Source organism: Pseudomonas sp. Irchel 3A5 (assembly GCF_900187575.1).
GTDB lineage: Bacteria > Pseudomonadota > Gammaproteobacteria > Pseudomonadales > Pseudomonadaceae > Aquipseudomonas > Aquipseudomonas folii.
Genome location: NZ_FYDU01000010.1, coordinates 211682 through 232047, shown reverse-complemented (window position 1 = coordinate 232047; position 20366 = coordinate 211682). Strand labels below are relative to the sequence as shown.

Genomic DNA, 20366 nt, shown 5'->3' with positions numbered 1-20366 from the left:
CCCCGCTCGCTGACCACACCTACCAGCTTGCCGTTGTCCACCACGGGCAGTGCGCCGATGTTTTTCTCGGCCATGAGCCTGAGAGCATCGAGCACCATCTGGTGGGGGGAGATGGTGTGGACCTTCTGATTGGAAGACGCCTTGAGCTTGAGCAGTTGTGCAACGGTTTTTATTTTTCCGGTAAAACGTGCAGATGCCGATGCAACAGTCATTGACTCAGAAGAGAGGACGGGAATGGGAGCCTATCACCGAAGGGCTTGTGCAGCATTCGCTGGATTGCTTTGTGTATCCGTAGCGGGTTACACATCATCTGCACAGGTTATGGCGTCACAGGGCGAGGGTTCGAATCAGCATAGTGAGCAGATGCCGACTGCCGCTTGTCCTTCCCAGGATTTTGCTACGTTTCTCAAGCGTTTTGCCGATGTTGCCGATGACGACGTGCGCCGCCGTTTTACTGATGATCCGCTGGAGTACGAAGTCCCGGGTCACACAGGCGAAGAGGAAACTGAATCATCGCAGATTACGAATATTTCGGAGCGGACAGGCCCCTCGCGCCTTGAGCTTTTCCCTTTTCGTTATTTCAAGGACGCGGGAGTCTTTGATCGGACCGTTCCTGGGGAGCGCGAGCTTGGGCGGCAAAGTAAGGTCGGGTATCCGGTCTCTGTTCAGACGACTGCCAGTGACGGACGCAGGGTGGACTTCGGTATGGAGTATGAGATGGATACCTACTTATTCAAGCGAAGTCAGGGATGCTGGTATCTGGCTCGCGTGATCAACCTCCGGGATTGACGAAGCGTCGGTATGATAGTCAGGAGCTACTACTCCGCAGGCACCTGGCGGCCTCATGAGTGAGGGGCGATATACCGTATCGGCTGATTCGCGGACAAGCCTCGCTCCGACGAGGCTTGCGATCCCTGGACTGTGTGCAGACTCAATCCCCGCGAATGTACTGTTCCAGTTGTTTGATCAGGCTGGCCTGCTCGGCGATTGCCTCTTTGACCAGGTCACCGATGGACAGCAGCCCCAGCAATTCACCGTTTTCCACAACCGGCAAGTGGCGCAGGTGGCTGTCGGTCATGATGCCCATGCAGGCTTCGACACTCTGCTGGGAGTCGACGGTGATGACTTTGCTGCTCATGATCGCGCTGACCGGGGTGCCCACCGAGGAGCGGCCCTGAAGGACCATCTTGCGGGCATAGTCCCGCTCGCTGACCACACCTACCAGCTTGCCGTTGTCCACCACGGGCAGTGCGCCGATGTTTTTCTCGGCCATGAGCCTGAGAGCATCGAGCACCATCTGGTGGGGGGAGATGGTGTGGACCTTCTGATTGGAAGACGCCTTGAGCTTGAGCAGTTGTGCAACGGTTTTCATTTGTTGTTCTCCCGTGACGACCCGAGGCGGCGTAGGGCGGCCTGACAGTCTGCCAACAGCATCGTAGACCGCGCCCCACAGAGCAAGCTGCAAAACCGCATCAAGGCATTAGAAAAACGCTATTTGTGCAGGATCGCGTGCTGGATGTCGTGCAGCGGCATGATGCGTTGTGCGGCATTCAGTTTGATCGCTTCCTTGGGCATGCCGAATACCACGCAGGTTGCCTCATCCTGGGCAACTGTGGCGCTGCCAGCATCCAGCATTTCTTTCAGTCCGCGGGCGCCATCATCGCCCATGCCGGTCATGATTATGCCGGTGGCGTTCTTGCCAGCGAATCTGGCGACCGAGCGAAACAGCACGTCCACCGACGGGCGATGCCGGTTCACCAGAGGGCCGTCCACCACCTGTACGTGATAGAACGCGCCGCTGCGGGTGACCATCATGTGTTTGCCGCCCGGTGCGATGAGGGCGAGACCAGGCAGAATGCGGTCGTTGTTCTTCGCCTCGCGTACTTCAATCTGGCTGAGACCGTTAAGACGCTCGGCAAAGGACGCGGTAAATTTCTCCGGCATGTGCTGCACGATAACGATGCCCGGACACACCCGGGGCAGGGCGGTCAGCACCGCTTCCAGGGCCTGAGTGCCACCGGTGGATGTGCCCAGCGCGACAATGCGTTCGGTGGTCTGGGCCATGGCGTGGCCCTGCGCGGCCGGCAGAATTGCATCGGCGCTCAAGCGTGTCGCGGGTGTCAGCACCGGCGCTGCTGCGCGTCGGCCGAGGTTTTTGACATTAGCGTTGGCGGCGGCACGAATCGCACCGACCAGTTCCGAGGCCGACTCCAGCAAAAAGTTCTTCAGGCCCGTGGTGGGTTTGGTGATGACCTCCACGGCACCCGCCGACATTGCCTGCAGGCTGGTTTCTGCGCCTTTCTGGGTGAGCGATGAGCAGATCACCACCGGAGTAGGGCGCTCGCTCATGATTTTCTTCAAGAAGGTAATGCCATCCATGCGAGGCATTTCCACGTCCAGCACGATCACGTCCGGCCATTCTTTGGCCAGTTTTTCCATGGCGAAGATCGGATCAGACGCTGCCCCCATCACATGGATGTCAGGCGTGTCGTTGAGGATGGCCAGCAGAACTTGACGAACTACCGCCGAATCATCGACTAGCAGTACGTTTATTTTTTTCGTGGCCATGTTCCGTGGTTGTCCTTATTGGTTTGTGTCTGACCCAGACATGTCCGTTGCAAAGGTCGAAAATGACATTGCGGTAGCCTGTGCTGCCCATGTCCTGTGCAATCAGGTCAAGGTCGTGGCTATCGGCGAGCTCCAGTGCCGCCCGGACGTTCATCCGCGCAACATCGCTGTAATGCACGCCACGTTTGTGGTGGGGGAACATTTCGCCACCCCCGAACAACTTGAGTTGATAGTCTTCCGGCGCGGTGCGGTGTGCTTTGGCGTGTTCGAGGAACATCTCGATCGCTTCGTCACCGTATTTGCCGTTCAGCCCGCCGCATCGGTGGGTCCGGGTTGGCAGCATGAAGTGGCACATGGCGCCAATCTTGCGCACCGGATGCCAGAAAGTGATGCCAACGCAGGACCCGAGGATCGTGCGTATGCGGGTAGGGTTTGTCGCGAAGTGAAAGTCACCCGGCGCCAGAAAGACTTCATCAACGGTGGTATTCATGGCTTGCGATAGATCGAGGGTGCTACCAGTTTCAATGCATCGCTGACGCCGTTGAGGCTTTCAGAGTGGCTGACAATGAAATACCCACCGGACTTGAGGCGCGGGAGCAGACGGGCAACAACCTTGATCTTTGTCTCCTGGTCAAAATAAATCATTACGTTACGTAGAAAGATCACGTCGAACTCGCCGAGTTCCGGCAGAGCCTCATTTAGATTGACCTGAATAAAGTTGACCCGGTTGCGCAACCCCCGGTCCACCAGAAACGTGCCGTGCTGATTGCCAATGCCCTTGAGGCAGTACTTGTGCAGCAAGGGCTGGGGCAGGTTGGTGGCGCGCTCCATGGGGTAATGTCCGGCACGGGCCTTGGCAAGCACCTGGCTGCTGATATCCGAGCCGATGATTTCCCACGGCGTAGTGCCGAGGCTTTCGGCCAGGGTCATCGCCAGGCTGTAAGGTTCTTCGCCCGAAGAGCTCGCGGCACTCCACACTCGAAAAGTCTTGCCCGGCGTTGCTTTGGGCAATACCTGCTGGCGGAGAAAATCAAAGTGCTTGGGCTCGCGGAAGAAGTAAGTTTCATTGGTGGTGAGCAAATCCAGCGCAACCTGTAGTTCGTCGCTGCGCTGGCCGCTCATGATCAGCTTGAAGTATTCGCCATAGCTTTCCAGCTCATAGTGCTTGAGGCGCTTGAACAGGCGACCCGCCACCAGCGCTTTTTTTGCGGGTGACAGGCTGATGCCCGCCGCCCCGTACAACCAGGACTGAAACTGGCTGAATTCCCTGTCGTTGAGCACTGTTCCGTTCACGATATCTGCCGTCCCGGGTCAGCGCTGTTCGGCGTCGATGGCCGGAATCTGATCAACCGCAGCCAGACTCGACATCTCGTCGATGGACAGCACTTGATCAACTTCCAGAACGATGACGAACTTGCCATCGACCTTGGCCATGCCGCTGATGAAATCGGCACGAATCTTTGCACCGAAGCTGGGTGGTGGTTCGATTTGCGAAGCGGGGATGTCCATCACCGCTGAAACCGTGTCCACCAGCAGGCCGATGTCCTGTGACTGTCCGTCCGCTGTGCTGGCTTCGATAATGACCACGCAACTGCGACGGGTAATCGTCGAGTTGGGGCGGCCAAAGCGCGCCGACAAGTCCACTACCGGGACCACCGCGCCGCGCAGGTTGATCACCCCGCGGACGAAGGCCGGCATCATCGGCACGACAGTAAGATTGCCGTACTCGATGATTTCCTTGATACCGAGGATGCCAATGGCGAACATCTCGGTGCCGAGCATGAACGTCAGGTACTGCTCCTGTTCCTCAACGACCGTCACGTTTTGTCGTGTCGTAGCGATTGCGCCCATGTCTGTCTCCTTCATGACAAGCGAGTGGGTGGATCCGCTCAGAATCGAGTGAATTCGGATTCATCCGGGGTGCTTGCCATGTTGTACGCAAACGATTTCTGCGGCGCTTGCGGAGCCGGGCGAGACGGCTTGCGGCTTGTAGTGCCTGAGGAGTTATCGAACTTCGCGGGCTGGTTGGCGGCTTTCGGCGCGGCGTCGAGGGTGAAGAAGCTCATGGCCTGCTGCAGTTGCTCAGCCTGACTGCTCATCTCTTCAGCAGTGGCAGCCAGTTCTTCGCTGCTCGATGCGTTTTGCTGAGTGACGGAGTTGAGCTGGGTCATTGCCGTGTTGATCTGCGCGACACCGGCTGCCTGTTCTTCGGAGGCGGCGCTGATTTCCTGAACCAGATCCGAGGTTTTGTTGATCGACGGGACCATCTCATTGAGCAGGTTGCCGGCTTTCTCTGCCATGTCGACGCTGCTGGACGACAGCTCGCCAATTTCCTGTGCTGCGACCTGGCTGCGTTCCGCGAGTTTGCGCACTTCAGCGGCAACTACGGCGAAGCCTTTGCCGTGCTCACCGGCACGCGCCGCTTCGATGGCCGCGTTGAGGGCCAGCAGGTTGGTTTGATAGGCGATGTCGTCAATGATGCTGATACGCTGGGCGATTTTCTTCATGGCCACAACGGTCTGCTGTACGGATTCGCCGCCATCGGTGGCTTCCTTGGCAGCCTTGCTGGCCATGCCGTCGGTGACTTTGGCGTTCTCGGTGTTCTGATTGATGCTGGCGCTCATCTGTTCGATGGAGGCGCTGGTTTCTTCGACGCTGGCCGCTTGCTCGCTGGTGGCCTGGCTCATGGACTGAGCGGTTGCACTGACTTCTTCAGAGGCGCTGGCCAGATTGTCGGCTGCGTTACGCACCTCACCAATGATGTGCGAGAGCTTGCCAACCATGTTTTGCATAGCGTTGATCACCATGCCGGTTTCGTCTTTGGAACCCGGCTCGATGTGCACGTTGAGGTTGCCTTCGGCCAACTGTTCGGCAACGACCGCAGCTTCTTTCAATGGGCGTGAAATGACTCGCGAGATGAACAGCGCCAGACCCAGGCCGACAATCAGCGCCGAGATCAATACCGCAATGATCGAAATCCGCGCGGTTGCGTACAGTTCATTGCCCAGCACATTGGCTTTTTCAGCACCGGCGTCGTTAAATTCGACCATTTTCTGCAGGTCGGCCGTCACCAGGTCGAAAGTACGTTTCGACTCACCCCGCAACAGAGCACGTGCATCGGCTTCCGCACCCTGCATGGAAAGGGCCAGAACGTTTTTGCTGACCGTCAGATAAGCGGCCCAGTCAGACATCATCGTGTCGAAAAGCTGGCGTTCATCCGGCCCGGAAATGAGTTTTTCATAGACCGCCACCCGGCTCTCAAACTGCTTCCTCGCTTCCGCCGCTTCTTGCTCTGCGGTAGTTTTTTCCTGGGTGGATTCGGTGCTGATGTGACGGTTTTCCTTGAGACGGTAATTGGCCGCTTGAAAGCGCATCGCGGACGCCGCACGCATGGACGGCATCCAGTTATCGCGAATGTCGCTGGCAGTGTCATTTACCTGACCCAGCTGAATAATGGAAAACACGCCCATGACTGCGGTGAGGGCGAGCACCGTGAGAAATGACGCGATCAACTTCGTGGCGATCTTCAGATCGTAAAACCATTTCATCGGGTGTTACCTCCATGGAAATGCGGATGCATCAACGGGCAGTGGCTGGCGATTGGGCTGGATTAGCGGTGTAGCGTGTTTCAAGGTGTACGATTTGGCTGAGCAGGGCCGGTATGTCGAGAATCAGCGCGACGGCGCCACTGCCCAGAATGGTCGAGCCGCTGATGCCGCGCAGTGCGCCAAACAGCTTGCCCAATGGTTTGATCACGGTCTGGAATTCACCCAGCAGGTCGTCTACAACCAGCCCCGCCTTATGTTCGGCATAACGCACCACCACCACGTTCTGGCGGCGAGCGGCAGGGCCGTCGTGGTGAAAGTGGTCGCGCAGATACACCAGTGGCAGCACTTCACCACGCAGGTCCAGATAACCCTGTTCGCGACTGAGTTGGCGGTCGTTCTCGTTGAGCTCGATGCATTCCTGGACCATGTCCAACGGAATCACGTAAGTGGATTGACCTATCCCGACGAGGAAACCGTTGATGATTGCCAGCGTCAGCGGCAGACGAATGCGTATGACGGTGCCTTGCCCCGGTTTACTGTCCAGATCGACCGTGCCGCGCAGCAGGGTAATGTTGCGCTTGACCACGTCCATGCCGACGCCACGCCCTGACAGGTTGGTGACCGCCTGGGCGGTGGAGAAGCCCGGTTCGAAAATCAGGTTGTAGATTTCCTGATCGGTGAGGACTGCACCGGGGGCTATGAGGCCACGTTCCTGGGCTTTTTCCAGAATCCGGTCGCGATTCAGTCCCGCGCCATCGTCGGCAATTTCCAGCACGATGCTGCCGGAGTCATGGTAGGCATTGAGGTGCAGATGGCCCTTGGCAGGCTTGCCGGCAGCCAGGCGTGCCTCGGCGCTTTCAATGCCGTGATCCATTGAATTGCGCAGCAAATGCATGAGCGGGTCGCCGATTTTCTCGACGACGGTTTTATCCAGTTCAGTTTCGGCACCGCTGATGATCAGGTCGATGTCTTTGCCCAGTTCCTGGCTGACATCCCGCACAACACGGCGGAACCGATTGAACGTGTCACCAATGGGGATCATCCGCAGACGCAATGCCCCGTCGAGAATTTCCTCGACCAGCCCGGAAACAGTTGATGTGGACTCTTGCAACGGGTCGTTGTCGCAAGTCCGGGCGAGCAGGGTAGCGCCCGCACTGGCAATCACCAGTTCACCGACCAGATTGATCAGTTCGTCCAGTTTGTCAGCGTTGACCCGGACGTAGCGGCCATCTTTGGCTTTGCTCTCGGCAGGCTTGTCGCTGGAAAGCTGCTTCTCGCTGGAGACGTTGGCCGGCACGCGTGGCACGGAGCGCTGGTCTTCCAGCAACTCGCCCATGGCAACCATGGCGGTGCCTTGCTCTGCGATGTCCGACGCCTGGGACATCAGTTCAGTGCCCAAGCGTTCCTGTTGACTCTCAGTCTCCGCTTTAGTGATTTCCACCAGACAGTCTTCGCGCACGAAATCAAAGACTTCGTTGATCGCGGCATGGGTCGCACTGGAATGGAAGTCGATTTCGAAGCCCAGATAGCAAGACTCTGCATCCCATGCCTCGAGCGCTGGCAAGTTGTCGGTCAGTGTCTGCACCGTGACGATCTCGCCCAGCGTGTTCAAGAAGCGCAGGAATGACAACGGGTCCATGCCATTGCGAAACACGTCGTGACCGAAGCGCAGGGAAATATGCCAAAGCACGGCACTGGCCTGTTCGGTGTTGAGTTCAGTATCCGGGATCACTTCCAGCTCATCGCTGCTGACGTTCGCGGGGGCCTGATAGGCTTGCAGGCGTTGACGCAGTTCGGCTTCGCGAGCGAGTGCAGGAGCTTGCAGCTGGCCGCCTTGGCTGGCGACGACATCAATCAGTTCGAGCATGTGATCGCCGGACTTCAGCAGCACCGCGATCAGGCCCGCATCGGCAGCAACACTGCCTTCGCGCAGTCGGTCCAGCACGTCTTCGACGATGTGCGTGAAGCTGACAATCGGGTCGAGTCCGAACAGGCCAGCCGAGCCTTTGATGGTGTGCGCTGCCCGGAAGATCGCGCCGATCGCGTCGGCATCGCCGGGTTCGCTTTCCAGTTGCAGCAATGACTCTTCCATCGCCTCCAACAGCTCGCGAGCCTCGACGATGAACGTTTGTAATGCCTGGTCGAGATTAATGCTCACGCTCAGTTCCCTTTGGTGATGTCAGCCGCAGTAGCCGGGGGAGTCGGTATTCAAACCGACGGTCCCAAGCCACTCAGTTGCAGGGTTTCCAGTACCGCATTGCTATGGCCGGTCAGGGTCAGTGCCGTCCCGGCCTTCGCGGCCTCACGGGTGACCATGATTAACAGTTGCAAGCCTGCGCCGTCCATTTCGGTGATCTGCGACAGATCGATCTGCATCTGTGGCGTTGCGCCCAACCGTGGAAGCAACTGAGCGGACAAATCCGACGCGGTGTAAATCGTCAGCTCACCGTCGATGTTCACGTGTGCCGTGTCATTGAGAATTTCACATGCAAGCGGCATCGCAACCTCCCGGTATCAGGCATCAAGTAGCAGGCAATCAGGGCAGAATCAGCTTGGAAACAGCGGCCAGCATCTGCGCTGGCTGGAACGGCTTGACCACCCAGGCTTTCGCGCCTGCTGCCTGGCCTTCCATCTTTTTCGATTCCTGAGACTCGGTGGTGAGCATGATGATCGGGGTGAACTTGTAGTTCGGCAGCTTCTTGACCTCTTTGACGAAGGTGATGCCGTCCATATTCGGCATGTTCACGTCGCTGATGATCAGGTGCACTTTCTGCCCGGTGAGCTTGCTCAGGGCGTCACGGCCATCGCTTGCTTCGATAACGTCATAACCTGCGCTTTTCAGGGCGATGCCGACCACTTGTCGAACGCTGCTGGAGTCGTCGACGACCAGTATGTTTTTAGCCATGAGGCTCTCCTAAAAAAAGGTTATTTCTTGTGAACTCTGTTGTCCGGCGCTGCTGCCGTGGTGTGTCTTGCGCTGCTCGTCGGTGGCGTAGGTCGCTTCCATGCGCGCGAGCCAGCTGCGTGCGTCAATATTCACGGGCTGATCAGGTGCCTGGGTCGCCTGCTGCAAATGGGCGTGCAGGTCGTCAATGTTGTCCCGCACATGAACCAGGATCTGGCTGACTCGATCCTGGAATTGCAGGCTGACCAGTACTTCGGTCATTTCGTCGCGGATACCGAAGCTTTCCTGTTGCAGCATTTCCGCCGACTCGGCGAGGCGCTCGGTCACGCTCTTGAATCGCTCAAGTACTCGCTGAATAGTGTTTTCAGAGTTCACTACCGAGTTGCTGTCCTGGTCCGCGCCACTGGAAGCGGCCTGCACCAGTTGATTGATTGCGCTGTTGATGATGTCGACCTTGGCGGACATCTGCTGACCGGTTTCGCTGGACTTGCTCGACAGGCTGCGTACAGCGTCGGCGACCACCGCAAAACCGCGGCCGGCTTCGCCTGCGCGCGCCGCTTCAATGGCCGCGTTGAGCGCCAGCAGGTTGGTTTGAGCTGCGATGGCCGCAACGTCGGCAGCCATCGTGCGCAACTCCCCGGTGTAGGCAGTAAGGTTGCGAACCTGAGCCAGGGTTTCATCACGGCTGGTCTGCGTTGCCTTGAGGGAATTGATGACCTGCACCAGATCACTGTCACTTTGTGCAAGCACTTGCAACGCACCATCGCCGCTCTGGCCGCCAAGATCGCCCGCCGCATGTTGCGACGCATGAACCGTTTCCTGCAGCCGTGAAGAGATACCTGTGAAGCGGCCCGTCAGGGCAACGATGGCGGTTTCAGTCTGCTCTCGTGAGCTTTCGACTTGCTTGGCCCAGATGGGCATCGCGCCCAGCAGAACTTCATTGATCTGTGTGCTGGATTGCAGCGATGCGCTGTCTGCAGCGAGTTGTTGATGCAAACCCGTAGCCTTGGCAATGGCCTGCAGTTTGCGATTCTGACTGGCTGCGGCGAACAACCCTGTGGCAACACCTACAGCCAGTACGCCAGCACTCAAACCCATGTTCAGCTGGGTGGAGGCCGACAGTAAAAGCGCGGCACAACCTGCAACGGCAGGCACCAGCGGAAACCAGAGGAAGAGCATTGGGCGGCTTTGAGCAGGAGAACTACCGTTTTGGCTCTGCATCATGGTTCGATCCTTGAACTACTAAGTAAGGAGAAATTGCGAATACTGTGTTATCTGCAAACCCGACTGAGACTTTAGTCACATTAATGGCGTCAATCGTCAGTCGATTCGACAATGCCAGCTTCATTCGAGGGTGTGATGGCTTGAATGAGTGCTTTTGGGGGTGTCCATTGCCTGTCTTTGCTAGGGATTCCCCGATCGAGGGTCAGGAAAAAGCGTAGCAGTGCATTTTCAAAGCTGGAAATAATTTGTCTTGAATAGCCCGGACTTTTTTTATCCTCAGGGCAAATCAAGCCTATGGGCAGGGAAAATCATCGTTCAGGCAGCCTTGATGAGCGGTCCAGACACCGGCACCTTTGCGCGGTTATCCTCAAAGGCTTGAGTTTTCCAAGCCCGCCAAGGAGAAGCAGCATGCAATATCGTCAATTCGGCCGGACAGGCCTCAGCGTTTCGCGGCTGTGTCTGGGGACCATGACTTTTGGTTTGCAGACCGATGCTCAGGTTTCACACCGGATCATCGATCACGCCACGGACGCCGGAGTGAATTTCATCGATACCGCAGATGTGTATCCACTCGGCGCGAAATTCGATGCGGTGGGTCGAACAGAGGAAGTGGTTGGCAGTTGGCTCAAAGGTAAACGCGACCGTTTCATCCTCGCCACCAAGGCCAGCGCGCCCATGGGACCTGCGGCCTGGAATCAGGGCAATTCACGCAAACACTTGCTGGACGCAATCGAAGCTTCGCTGAAACGATTGAACACTGATTACGTCGACCTCTATCAACTGCATATGGACGACCCGCTGACCCCGCTTGATGAGACCCTTGAAGCGCTGGACATCATCGTCAAGCATGGCAAGGCGCGGTACATCGGGGTATCGAACTTCCTCGCTTATCGAATGGCGAGGATGCTCGGCAGGGCGGATTACCTGAGGCTGACCCGGTTCGTTTCCATTCAGCCTCGCTACAACCTGTTGTTCCGGCAGATCGAGCGCGAGTTGTTGCCATTGGCGAAAGAAGAAGGACTGGCGGTCATCCCCTACAATCCGTTGGCAGGCGGTTTACTGACCGGCAAGCACGCACTGGAAAGCACGCCCAGCGATGGCCGCTTCACGGCGAGTGTCGGTGAGGCCGGGGAGATGTACCAACAGCGCTATTGGCATGAGCGCGAGTTCCAGAGTATCGAGCGGCTCAAGGCCTTGCTCAACGAGTCGGGCAAATCAATGACCACTACCTCCGTTGCATGGGTGCTGGCCAACCCTGTGATCACCTCGGCGATCATCGGCGCCAGTCGCCCGGAGCAACTGGATGACACTCTGGCCGCAGCGGATTTTGTGCTGGATGAGTCGTTGAAGAAGCAGCTTGATGACATTACTCATGAATATCGGTGGGGGGATGCGGCGCGGTAGGGAGGGTCGCCGTACCTGAAACCCTTGAATTGGAATGCATGCTGTAGGAGCTCACCGAGGTTACGAGGCCAGCGATAGCGGTGTGTCAGGCAGCCTGGCATCGCGGCCTCGCGGTGCTCGTGCGCTCCTACGGATATTTTTTGGCGCGTTATCGGCGGCGATCTTCAAACGGGTCGGCCCCACAACTCCATCACGTAGTCGACAAAACTGCGCAGTTTCGGCGAGCGGTAGCGGTCCTGGGCATACAGCAGGTGCATGGGGCGGCAAGGCAATTGGTAATCAGGTAACAAAGCGATCAGCTTGCCGTTTTCCAGATCATCCTGAACCAGCGCGTCAGGCATCATCGCGATGCCTGCTCCGCCTCGGGCAGCCTTGTGCAGCCCGGCGGAGGTATTCATGGTGATGGGACCACTCACCGGGACCAATATTTCGCCTTCAGCCCCTGTTAGCCGCCAGTGTTTTTCGACTGAACTCCAGTCATCTCCGGCCGGGTAGGCAAACGCCAGGCAATCATGGTGTTGCAAATCCATCGGCTCGACGGGCGTGCCGCGACGCTGCAGATACGATGGTGCCGCGCAGAGGGTCAGGGTGTAATCCTGCAAGGGTCTGGCGATCAGGCTTGAGTTATGAATCTGGCCCAGACGAATCGCCGCGTCGAACCCTTGCCCGATCAAATCCATGCGCTCGTTGCTCCACACGATATCCAGCTTGATTTGCGGGTAGCGGCGAATGAACTCACTCAGCGCCGGGGCGAGGCTTTCCGAGCCGAATGTGAAAGGTGCGGTAATCCGCAATGTCCCCTGGGGAATGTCCTGAGACTGTGCAGCCAATTGCTCCGAATCGGCAACCAGCGCCAGAACATCGACACAACGCTGATAGTACGTAGCGCCAAACTCTGTCAGACCCTGGCGACGCGTCGTACGTTTGAGCAGGCTGACCCCCAGTCGCTGTTCCAGCCCCCTCAAGTGGTTGCCCACCATGGTGGTCGACATGCCGCATTCCAGTGCGGCAGCCGTCATGCTGCCGGTTTCCACCACTTTGACAAAAACCGACATCGCCTGAAGTAAATCCATTATCAAGCCTGACTTTAAAATTATTGAAGGGAATCGCCGTTTATCCAGCTCTGGTTGCTAACGATACTGGAAAAAACAACGCCTGAGATGGAGTTTCAAACATGACCGCTACTTGCCTGATGAGCACTTACCAACCTTTGGCACTCAGTTTCGCTCGCGGCCTTGGCACTCGCCTGTGGGATGAGGCTGGTCGCGAGTATCTCGATGCGGTGGCGGGAGTTGCAGTCACCAACGTTGGTCATTCGCACCCCCGGCTGGTGGCGGCGATCAGCGAACAGGCAGGCCTGCTGATGCACACCTCGAACCTGTACAGCATTCAATGGCAGCAGGAACTGGCCAGAAAGCTGACCGGACTGGCTGGCATGGACCGGGCGTTTTTCAATAACTCCGGCGCTGAAGCCAACGAGACGGCGCTGAAACTGGCCCGGCTGTATGCCTGGCACAAAGGCATTGAAAAGCCGCTGGTGGTGGTGATGGACAACGCGTTCCATGGGCGGACTCTGGGGACTCTGTCAGCCAGCGACGGGCCCGCTGTGCGGTTGGGTTTCAACTCGTTGCCGGGTGATTTCGTCAAAGTGCCATTTGGCGATTTGGCCGCTCTGGACAAGGTGTGCCAGACCTATGGCCATCGCATCACGGCGATGTTGCTGGAGCCGATTCAGGGCGAAAGCGGCGTGCAACTGGCTCCGCCGGGTTATTTGAAGGCCCTGCGTGAACTGTGCAGTCGGCGCGCCTGGTTGCTGATGCTGGATGAAATCCAAACCGGCATGGGCCGCACCGGGCAGTGGTTCGCCTTTCAGCATGAAGGCATTGTCCCGGACGTGATGACGTTGGCCAAAGGCCTGGGCAATGGCATCCCTATCGGCGCCTGCCTGGCGCGGGGTAAAGCGGCTGAGCTTTTCACGCCGGGCAGTCATGGCAGTACGTTTGGCGGCAACCCGCTGGCCTGTCGGGTTGGCTGCACAGTCGTGGATATTCTCAAGGAACAGCACCTGCTGGATAACGCCCGGTTGCAGGGCGAACGGTTGCTGGCCGGATTGCGTGCTGCCCTGAGTGAGCACCCGGATGTGCTGGAAATTCGTGGCAAGGGGTTGATGGTGGGCGTCGAACTGACCCGGCCATTGCCGAATCTGGCAGCGATTGCCGCGCACGAGCATGGCGTGCTGCTCAACGTCACACGTGGCAAGACGATCCGTCTGTTACCGCCATTGACCGTGAATGAGCAGGAGATTGATGCGATTGTGTTGGGGGTATGCAAGACGCTGGCGTCGTGTACCGGGTTGGGAGGGCAGCCTGCGCCAACGCAAACCGGGAAGAAGTCGATACATCCGCTGCAGGTTTGTTAGGAGCGGTTCCTGTGGCGCTATCTCGCGGCAAACAACGGACCTGTAGGAGCGCACGAGCAACGCGAGGCCGCGATGGCGGTGTATCAGGCAGACCGCCATCGCGGCCTCGCGTTGCTCGTGCGTTACAGAGAGGGATTTAATCCAACGTTTTATGCAGTCCTTGTTAGCTGCGAGGGCTTGTTTACGTCACCACCCGATAGCAAGGCTCATACGCCGCGCCACCCGGCAGCTTCATGCGATGCTGTTCAACGAACGCGTGCAGCAGCCGATCCAGCGGCTCCATGATTTCATTGTCGCCATGGATTTCATAAGGCCCATGTTGCTCGATCAGGCGAATGCCTTTGTCTTTGACGTTACCGGCAACAATCCCCGAAAACGCACGACGCAGATTGGCGGCTAGCTGGTGCGGCGGTAATGACCGGCTCAATTGCAGGGCTGCCATGTTTTCGTGGGTCGGATCGAACGGGTGCTGGAAGCCTTCGTCGATTTTCAGCAGCCAGTTGAAGTGGAACGCGTCATTGCGGTCGCGGCGGAACTGTTTGACGGTCTTGAGCCCGGCAGTCATTTCCCTAGCCACTTCAGCCGGGTCATCGATGATGATCTGGTAGTGCTTGTAAGCCGATTCGCCCAGAGTCGCGCCAACAAACGCGTGCAGTTGTTCCAGATACGGCGCTGCGCTTTTCGGACCGGTCAAAACCACCGGGAAAGGCAGTTCGCGGTTGTCCGGGTGCATGAGGATGCCCAGCAGGTATAGGAACTCTTCCGCAGTGCCCGCGCCACCCGGGAAAATGATGATGCCGTGGCCAACGCGCACAAAGGCTTCAAGGCGCTTCTCGATATCGGGCAGGATGACCAGCTCATTGACGATCGGGTTAGGCGCTTCTGCCGCGATGATGCCGGGCTCGGTCAGGCCCAGATACCGGCCCGCGTTGATCCGCTGTTTGGCGTGGGCAATGGTTGCCCCCTTCATCGGGCCTTTCATCACGCCAGGGCCGCAGCCGGTGCAGATGTCCAGGCTGCGCAGGCCCAGTTCGTGGCCAACCTTCTTGGTGTATTTGTACTCTTCGGTATTGATCGAGTGACCGCCCCAGCAAACCACCATCTTCGGTTCAAGACCCGGACGCAGCGTGCGAGCGTTACGCAGCAAGTGAAACACGTAGTCGGTGATGCCTTGGGAGCTTTCGAGATCAATGCGCTGACTGTCCAGTTCGCTCTCGGTGTACACGATGTCGCGCAAGGCGCTGAACAGCATTTCACGAGTGCTGGCAATCATTTCGCCGTCGACGAATGCATCGGCGGGTGCATTGAGGAGTTCAAGGCGCACACCACGATCCTGCTGGTGAATGCGGACTTCGAAGCTCTCGTAGGCCTCAAGAATGGTCTTGGCGTTATCGACATGCGCGCCGGTGTTGAGAATAGCCAGGGCGCACTGGCGGAAGAGGGTGTAAATGCTGCCTGAACCGGCGGCACTGAGTTGCTGTACTTCGCGTTGGGACAGTGTTTCGAGGCTGCCCTTTGGACTTACCGAGGCGTTGATTACTTGTCTTGGGGGCATTCTGAATTCCCTTGAAGAAATGCCGGTGAGCCAGTCGGGCCCACGCGCATCTGAATAGTGAGACCCTGCATGACCCTGCGCGAAGAGGCGGCTGGCCGGGCAAGTGTCTGGTTGAATACCGTGGGGCAAAAAGCCAACACCACGGCTTAAGCGGGCCGACAAACCCGGATGACTCAATATCCTCCTTGTCTGGGTTGCTGCTCTGAATTATTGAGGTGCGGCTGATTGTGCGGACCTGAGCAGGCATCGCCATTCAACCGGTGAATCAATTAAGCGTCAACTCCTTACAAGTGAGTGAGTTACAGCCCGCATCCTATACCCGATCAAGGTTTGCTGGCAGCCTTCGCTGTACGTCGTGGCTTGGCTGCACTGGTGGCCGCTGGTTTGCGCTTGCCGGTCTTGCGTTTGCCTTTCCACGGCGGCTTGCCTCCGGCAGGGCTTGCTGACGCGGTGATGACCATGCGCATGCCCATACAGCGACTGACCTGCTTGCTCATCCAGGTGGCCTGTCGAGAGACAAACTCTTCAAGGCTCATCTCGCCAGCCTGGACCATATCCAGCGCCTGTTCCCAGATGGCGGTAGTGCCAGGATCGGCGATTGCGCGGGGCACCGCGTCGATCAGACTGAACGCAGCAGGGGTCGCCGCCAGGGCTTTGCCGTTCTTGCTCAGATAACCCCGATCCAGCAAGCCCTGAATGATGCCCGCACGTGTAGCTTCGGTGCCAATCCCGGTGGTGTCCTTGAGTTTCTGTTTGAGCCGCGGATCTTCCACCAGACGGGCGACATTTTTCATCGCCTTGATCAGGTCGCCTTCTGTGAACGGCTTGGGTGGCTGGGTCCAGAGATCCTTGAGGGTGACGCTGTCGACCGCATAATCGCTGCCTTCGGTCAGCCTCGGCAAAGCTTGCGGTGCGGGCGCTTCCCGCCCTTTTGGTGGCGTCAGTGCTTCCGGTAAAGCGCGTTTCCAGCCTGGCTCGACGATCACCTTGCCGGTAGCCCGGAGCTTTTCACCGCCACAGTCGAAGTCGGCCTGCGTGCGATCGTATTCATGGTTGGGGAGAAACTGCGCAAGGTAGCGGGCTCGAATCAAGGTAAACACGGCGCGGTATTTGCCCGTCAGTTGATCGAGGGACTTGCCCGCGCCCGTGGGGATGATGCCGTGGTGAGCGCTGACCTTTGCGTCGTTCCAGGCGCGCGAGCGCCGAGCCGGATCAAGGTGTTTGAGCAATTCGTTCAGCGCCGGGTCTGCGCGGCCCAGTGCGGCAATGATCTTCGCCGCATCGCCATGCTGGCTGACAGGCAGGTAGCCGCAGTCGCTGCGCGGATAGGTGATGACCTTGTGGGTTTCATAAAGTGATTGGGCAACCTCAAGGGTTTCCTGTGCGCCGAGGCCAAGTTTTTTTGAACATATCTCCTGCAATGTGCCGAGGTCGAAAGGCAGCGGGGCGGCTTCACGTACCCGTTCGGTTCTCAACTTCAGAAGTTTCGCACTTGCCGCGTTGCGCATGACCTCAGCGGCTTGCTGCGCAGTGGTCTGGTTCAGGCATCGATCCTGGTCGTCACAGACATCGGCGGCGGCGCGCCACTGAGCGGTGAAAGGCTGGCCGTCGTGGAGGAGTTGTACGTCGATGGCCCAGAAGGGCACAGGCACGAAGTCGGCGATGCTGCGGTCGCGATCCACTACCAGCCGCAGCGTTGGGGTTTGCACACGTCCGACCGGCAATACGCCTTGATAGCCCGACTGGCGGCCGAGGAGGGTGAACAGGCGACTCATGTTCATGCCGATCAGCCAGTCTGCCCGTGAGCGGCCCAGCGCCGAGTGATAAAGACTGAAGGTTTCGGCGCCGGGCTTGAGGGCGTTCAGGGCTTTGCGAATCGACGCATCGTCCAGTGCCGACAGCCAGAGGCGTTGTATCGGTCCGCGATAACGGCAATGGTCCACCAGCTCCCGGGCGATCATTTCGCCTTCGCGGTCGGCATCTGTAGCGATCACCAGCTCGGCGGCCTCGCCCAGCAGACGTTTGACCGCTTTGAACTGGCTTGCAGTGCGCGGCTTGACCAGCATCTTCCATTTTTCCGGAACGATGGGCAGGTCATCCAGCACCCAGCGTTTGTAGCGGGCGTCGTAACTGTCGGGAGGCGCGGTTTCCAGCAGATGGCCGATGCACCACGTCACCGTCGCGTTGGGCCCCACCCAGCAGCCGTCGCCACGGCGATTCGCGCCTAATACCGCGGCGATATCTTTGGCCTGGGAGGGTTTTTCGCACAGAAACAGCCGCATGGATACCATCGTTTTTTACGGATTTTGATGGGGGTACAGCATGAGCAGTAAGGACGTTTTCGGCAAGGTTTATCTGTATGGATATACAGATAAACCTTGTGGGAAAGTGGCATGGCGTCCCAATCGCTCCCGCAGGACACACTGATGACGTGGGACCGGCTTCAGCCGGGAAGAGGCCAGTCCAGTCATCCAGAATGGGACATCAGATATACCGCTTTCCCGGCTAAAGCCGGTCCCACGTCGGATCGCTTGTGGGCAAGCATGGAAATCTCCCACAGGATCCGTGTAATCCCGCAAACCTTGCACCAACCGCTCTGGCACCGCTATTTTGTCCCTACGCCAACTAAAGAAAACCAATTCAAGGAAGTTCGATGAGCTGGATGTTTCTGTTATTTGCCGGCGCCTGCGAAATCATCTACGCAGCAGTAATGCCCCGTACGGACGGTTTCACGAGGCTGCTGCCCAGTCTGTTCTGCGGTTTTTTCATCTGCCTGAGCATGTACCTGCTTTCTCTCGCCACCCGTACCATCCCGGTCGGTACGGCCTATGCTGTGTGGGTCGGAATTGGTGCGTTGGGCACTGCGGTTTACGGCATGCTGGTACTGGGCGAAGATCGCAGTGTGCTGCGGATTCTGTGTTTTTTGCTGATTCTGGCTGGCATCGTTGGATTGAAACTGGTGTCCGCACCCGTTAAATAAAAGGTTGCGCGCCTGTTGAGCTATACCCAATCAGAACAAAACATCTAAAACAGCGTCGAAAGCCCGACTAGTGTCCTGTCTCGGTTTGAAGGAGCCATTTATGTTTATCCGGTTGTTGACCCTCGCCACGTTGCTTATCTCTGCGGGCCCTCTGCTTGCAGCTGACAGCGACAGCCCTCTGAACCAGGACCGCGGCAAGTCGCGCCCATTGATCGTTATTGCGCCGAGCACACTGGACCCGACACTGGTCAATCTGCAAAAAGAGCTCAAGGAACCGGAAAACCAGAAGGGTTTCGCGGAGCGTGGCATGGTGCTTTATACGGTGGTTGCCATGATCGGCAAACGTGACGGTAAGGATCTTGATCCTCAGGCAACCATGGCGCTGATTCGGGAGCTGAAACTGGGGGCGAGCAGGGGAACCAAGGTCGTTCTGGTGGGCAAGGACGGTGAGAAAAAACTTGATCAGCTTGGCCCCATTGCTGTGAAAGACCTGTTCACCACAATTGACCAATTACCGACCGAAGAAAAGGCTGCCACCGCCCCGGCGGTGGTCGCTCCGGTGCCTGAGGCCAAGCCTGGCGCGGAGAAGTCCGGCAAACCGGCTAAAGGTGCACCCAAAACACTCGATGACTGAGCCGTAAAGGTCTGAACCTGGCGGGCCAGCCGATAGCGGCGAAACGCCACTCAAAACGTTAGTATGTGCACGGGCCAAGGCCCGGGACCGACGCAGCCGCGGTCCCGGGCCTTTGCTTTAGGGTGTTGAACTCGATTTGGGCGATGTAAGACCATGAAGACCGTTGCAATCGTTTTGTTTCCTGACTTCCTTTTGCTCGACATGGCCGGGCCGATGGAGGTGTTCTCTATCGCCAACCGCTATCTCGATCCCTCCAGACACTATCAGTTGACTACTGTGGGCACTCAGGCGTCGGCCATTCGCGCGTCAAACGGCGTCACCGTTCACCCGGACGTCTGCGTCGAAACGGCACCCACTGCCTTCGACCTGGTGCTGGTGCCGGGTGGTCCGGGGTCTTACAACGACAGTCATCCGCCGCTGGTTGCCTGGCTGCAGCAAGCCGCGCAGGAATCAATCCTCTACGGTTCGATTTGCACCGGCGCTTTTTTGCTGGGCAGAGCCGGTTTGCTTGACGGTCACACCGTTACCACCCACTGGCACTACACCGAGCGCTTGATCAAGGGGTTCCCGGCCGCGCAGGTCACCACCGACCAGATCTACATCAAGGATCGCCGCCTGGTGACTTCTGGCGGAGTCACGGCAGGGATCGATCTCGCACTGGCACTCGTCGCGGAAGATCACGGCAGAAAAGTCGCGCTGGATGTCGCCAAGGTTTTGTTGGTGGTGATGAAGCGGCAGGGCGGCCAGGCGCAATTCAGCCCGCTGGTGGCCACTGTTGCAACCCAGGAAACGCCGATTACTCGAATTCAGAACTACCTTATCGAGCACCTTGACGAAGAGTTCAGCATCGAGCGAATGGCTTCGATGGCAGCCATGAGTCCGCGACATTTCGCTCGAGTGTTCAGCCGCGAGGTGGGCATGACGCCGATGGCGTTCATCCAGAATGCGCGGCTGGACCGGGCGCGCAACCTGCTGGAAACCACCGTGCTGCCGCTCAAGACAGTTGCCCACCGCAGTGGCTTTGGCAGCGTGCGTTACATGCGCTCGCTATTCAGCGACAGGTTGGGCCTGACGCCGAGCCAGTATCGGCAGCAATTTGGTTGATTGATGGCTTCGTTATCGCGTTCCG

The 20366-nt window shown here is 58.1% G+C and carries 20 protein-coding genes; 6 read left to right on the top strand and 14 right to left on the bottom strand.

The features are described 5' to 3' along the window. Window positions 1–212 (bottom strand): CBS domain-containing protein (locus tag CKW31_RS18395; RefSeq protein ID WP_371856771.1); only part of this gene is annotated, 212 nt, incomplete at its 3' end. Between the two features lie 151 nt (window positions 213–363). On the opposite strand from CKW31_RS18395, the gene CKW31_RS18390 reads away from it, so the two are divergent. Then, window positions 364–789, top strand: coding sequence for a hypothetical protein (locus CKW31_RS18390; protein WP_176469915.1), 426 nt, complete (start codon window positions 364–366; stop codon window positions 787–789). A 142-nt stretch (window positions 790–931) separates the two neighbouring features. On the opposite strand, the gene CKW31_RS18385 is transcribed toward CKW31_RS18390, so the two are convergent. From CKW31_RS18385 to CKW31_RS18340, 10 genes are all read right to left on the bottom strand, one after another. Beyond that, on the bottom strand, window positions 932–1372 hold the full coding sequence (locus CKW31_RS18385; RefSeq protein ID WP_095098152.1) for a CBS domain-containing protein: 441 nt from the start codon (window positions 1370–1372) through the stop codon (window positions 932–934). A 119-nt stretch (window positions 1373–1491) separates the two neighbouring features. Beyond that, window positions 1492–2568: a chemotaxis response regulator protein-glutamate methylesterase gene (locus CKW31_RS18380; RefSeq protein ID WP_095098150.1), complete on the bottom strand. Its 1077-nt coding sequence runs from the start codon at window positions 2566–2568 to the stop codon at window positions 1492–1494. Further along, the gene (gene cheD, locus CKW31_RS18375) at window positions 2531–3058 is read right to left on the bottom strand and encodes a chemoreceptor glutamine deamidase CheD (protein ID WP_095098147.1); all 528 of its coding nucleotides are present in this window, start codon (window positions 3056–3058) and stop codon (window positions 2531–2533) included. Before cheD ends, CKW31_RS18380 begins: the two co-directional genes overlap by 38 nt. Then, window positions 3055–3864: a protein-glutamate O-methyltransferase CheR gene (locus CKW31_RS18370; protein WP_095098143.1), complete on the bottom strand. Its 810-nt coding sequence runs from the start codon at window positions 3862–3864 to the stop codon at window positions 3055–3057. Before CKW31_RS18370 ends, cheD begins: the two co-directional genes overlap by 4 nt. A gap of 15 nt (window positions 3865–3879) precedes the next feature. Beyond that, window positions 3880–4419 (bottom strand): chemotaxis protein CheW, encoded by a 540-nt coding sequence (locus CKW31_RS18365; protein WP_095098139.1) that lies wholly within the window; start codon window positions 4417–4419, stop codon window positions 3880–3882. 38 nt (window positions 4420–4457) lie between these two features. Further along, window positions 4458–6116: a methyl-accepting chemotaxis protein gene (locus CKW31_RS18360; protein ID WP_095098136.1), complete on the bottom strand. Its 1659-nt coding sequence runs from the start codon at window positions 6114–6116 to the stop codon at window positions 4458–4460. A 31-nt stretch (window positions 6117–6147) separates the two neighbouring features. Beyond that, window positions 6148–8274 carry a chemotaxis protein CheA gene (locus tag CKW31_RS18355; RefSeq protein WP_095098133.1) on the bottom strand — a complete coding sequence of 709 codons (2127 nt, stop codon included), beginning with the start codon at window positions 8272–8274 and terminating at the stop codon, window positions 6148–6150. A gap of 50 nt (window positions 8275–8324) precedes the next feature. After that, entirely contained in the window at window positions 8325–8615 is a 291-nt protein-coding gene (locus CKW31_RS18350) for a lipid asymmetry maintenance protein MlaB (protein WP_027902809.1), read from the bottom strand. A 37-nt stretch (window positions 8616–8652) separates the two neighbouring features. Further along, window positions 8653–9021 carry a response regulator gene (locus CKW31_RS18345; protein WP_027902808.1) on the bottom strand — a complete coding sequence of 123 codons (369 nt, stop codon included), beginning with the start codon at window positions 9019–9021 and terminating at the stop codon, window positions 8653–8655. 9 nt (window positions 9022–9030) lie between these two features. After that, window positions 9031–9942 carry a methyl-accepting chemotaxis protein gene (locus CKW31_RS18340; RefSeq protein ID WP_371856775.1) on the bottom strand — a complete coding sequence of 304 codons (912 nt, stop codon included), beginning with the start codon at window positions 9940–9942 and terminating at the stop codon, window positions 9031–9033. Between the two features lie 711 nt (window positions 9943–10653). On the opposite strand from CKW31_RS18340, the gene CKW31_RS18335 reads away from it, so the two are divergent. Next, a complete protein-coding gene (locus tag CKW31_RS18335) occupies window positions 10654–11649 on the top strand; it encodes an aldo/keto reductase (protein ID WP_095098127.1) in 996 nt (331 codons plus the stop codon). A gap of 164 nt (window positions 11650–11813) precedes the next feature. Here the strand turns inward: CKW31_RS18335 and CKW31_RS18330 are convergent, their stop codons facing one another. Next, window positions 11814–12722, bottom strand: coding sequence for a LysR family transcriptional regulator (locus CKW31_RS18330; protein WP_095098124.1), 909 nt, complete (start codon window positions 12720–12722; stop codon window positions 11814–11816). A gap of 101 nt (window positions 12723–12823) precedes the next feature. On the opposite strand from CKW31_RS18330, the gene CKW31_RS18325 reads away from it, so the two are divergent. Then, entirely contained in the window at window positions 12824–14068 is a 1245-nt protein-coding gene (locus CKW31_RS18325; RefSeq protein WP_095098121.1) for an aspartate aminotransferase family protein, read from the top strand. Between the two features lie 181 nt (window positions 14069–14249). On the opposite strand, the gene ppnN is transcribed toward CKW31_RS18325, so the two are convergent. After that, entirely contained in the window at window positions 14250–15623 is a 1374-nt protein-coding gene (ppnN, locus tag CKW31_RS18320; RefSeq protein ID WP_095098118.1) for a nucleotide 5'-monophosphate nucleosidase PpnN, read from the bottom strand. Window positions 15624–15946: 323 nt separating this feature from the next. Continuing rightward, on the bottom strand, window positions 15947–17905 hold the full coding sequence (locus CKW31_RS18315; RefSeq protein WP_095098115.1) for a DNA topoisomerase III: 1959 nt from the start codon (window positions 17903–17905) through the stop codon (window positions 15947–15949). A gap of 371 nt (window positions 17906–18276) precedes the next feature. Here CKW31_RS18315 and CKW31_RS18310 point away from each other — a divergent pair, with 371 nt between their 5' ends. The 3 genes from CKW31_RS18310 (at window position 18277) to CKW31_RS18300 (ending at window position 20341) form a co-directional block, all read left to right on the top strand. Next, complete coding sequence (locus CKW31_RS18310; protein WP_095098113.1) at window positions 18277–18603, top strand: multidrug efflux SMR transporter; 327 nt, start codon at window positions 18277–18279, stop codon at window positions 18601–18603. Window positions 18604–18703: 100 nt separating this feature from the next. Next, a complete protein-coding gene (locus CKW31_RS18305) occupies window positions 18704–19237 on the top strand; it encodes a DUF4174 domain-containing protein (protein ID WP_095098110.1) in 534 nt (177 codons plus the stop codon). Window positions 19238–19390: 153 nt separating this feature from the next. Continuing rightward, complete coding sequence (locus CKW31_RS18300) at window positions 19391–20341, top strand: GlxA family transcriptional regulator (protein WP_095098107.1); 951 nt, start codon at window positions 19391–19393, stop codon at window positions 20339–20341. Window positions 20342–20366: the final 25 nt, after the last annotated feature.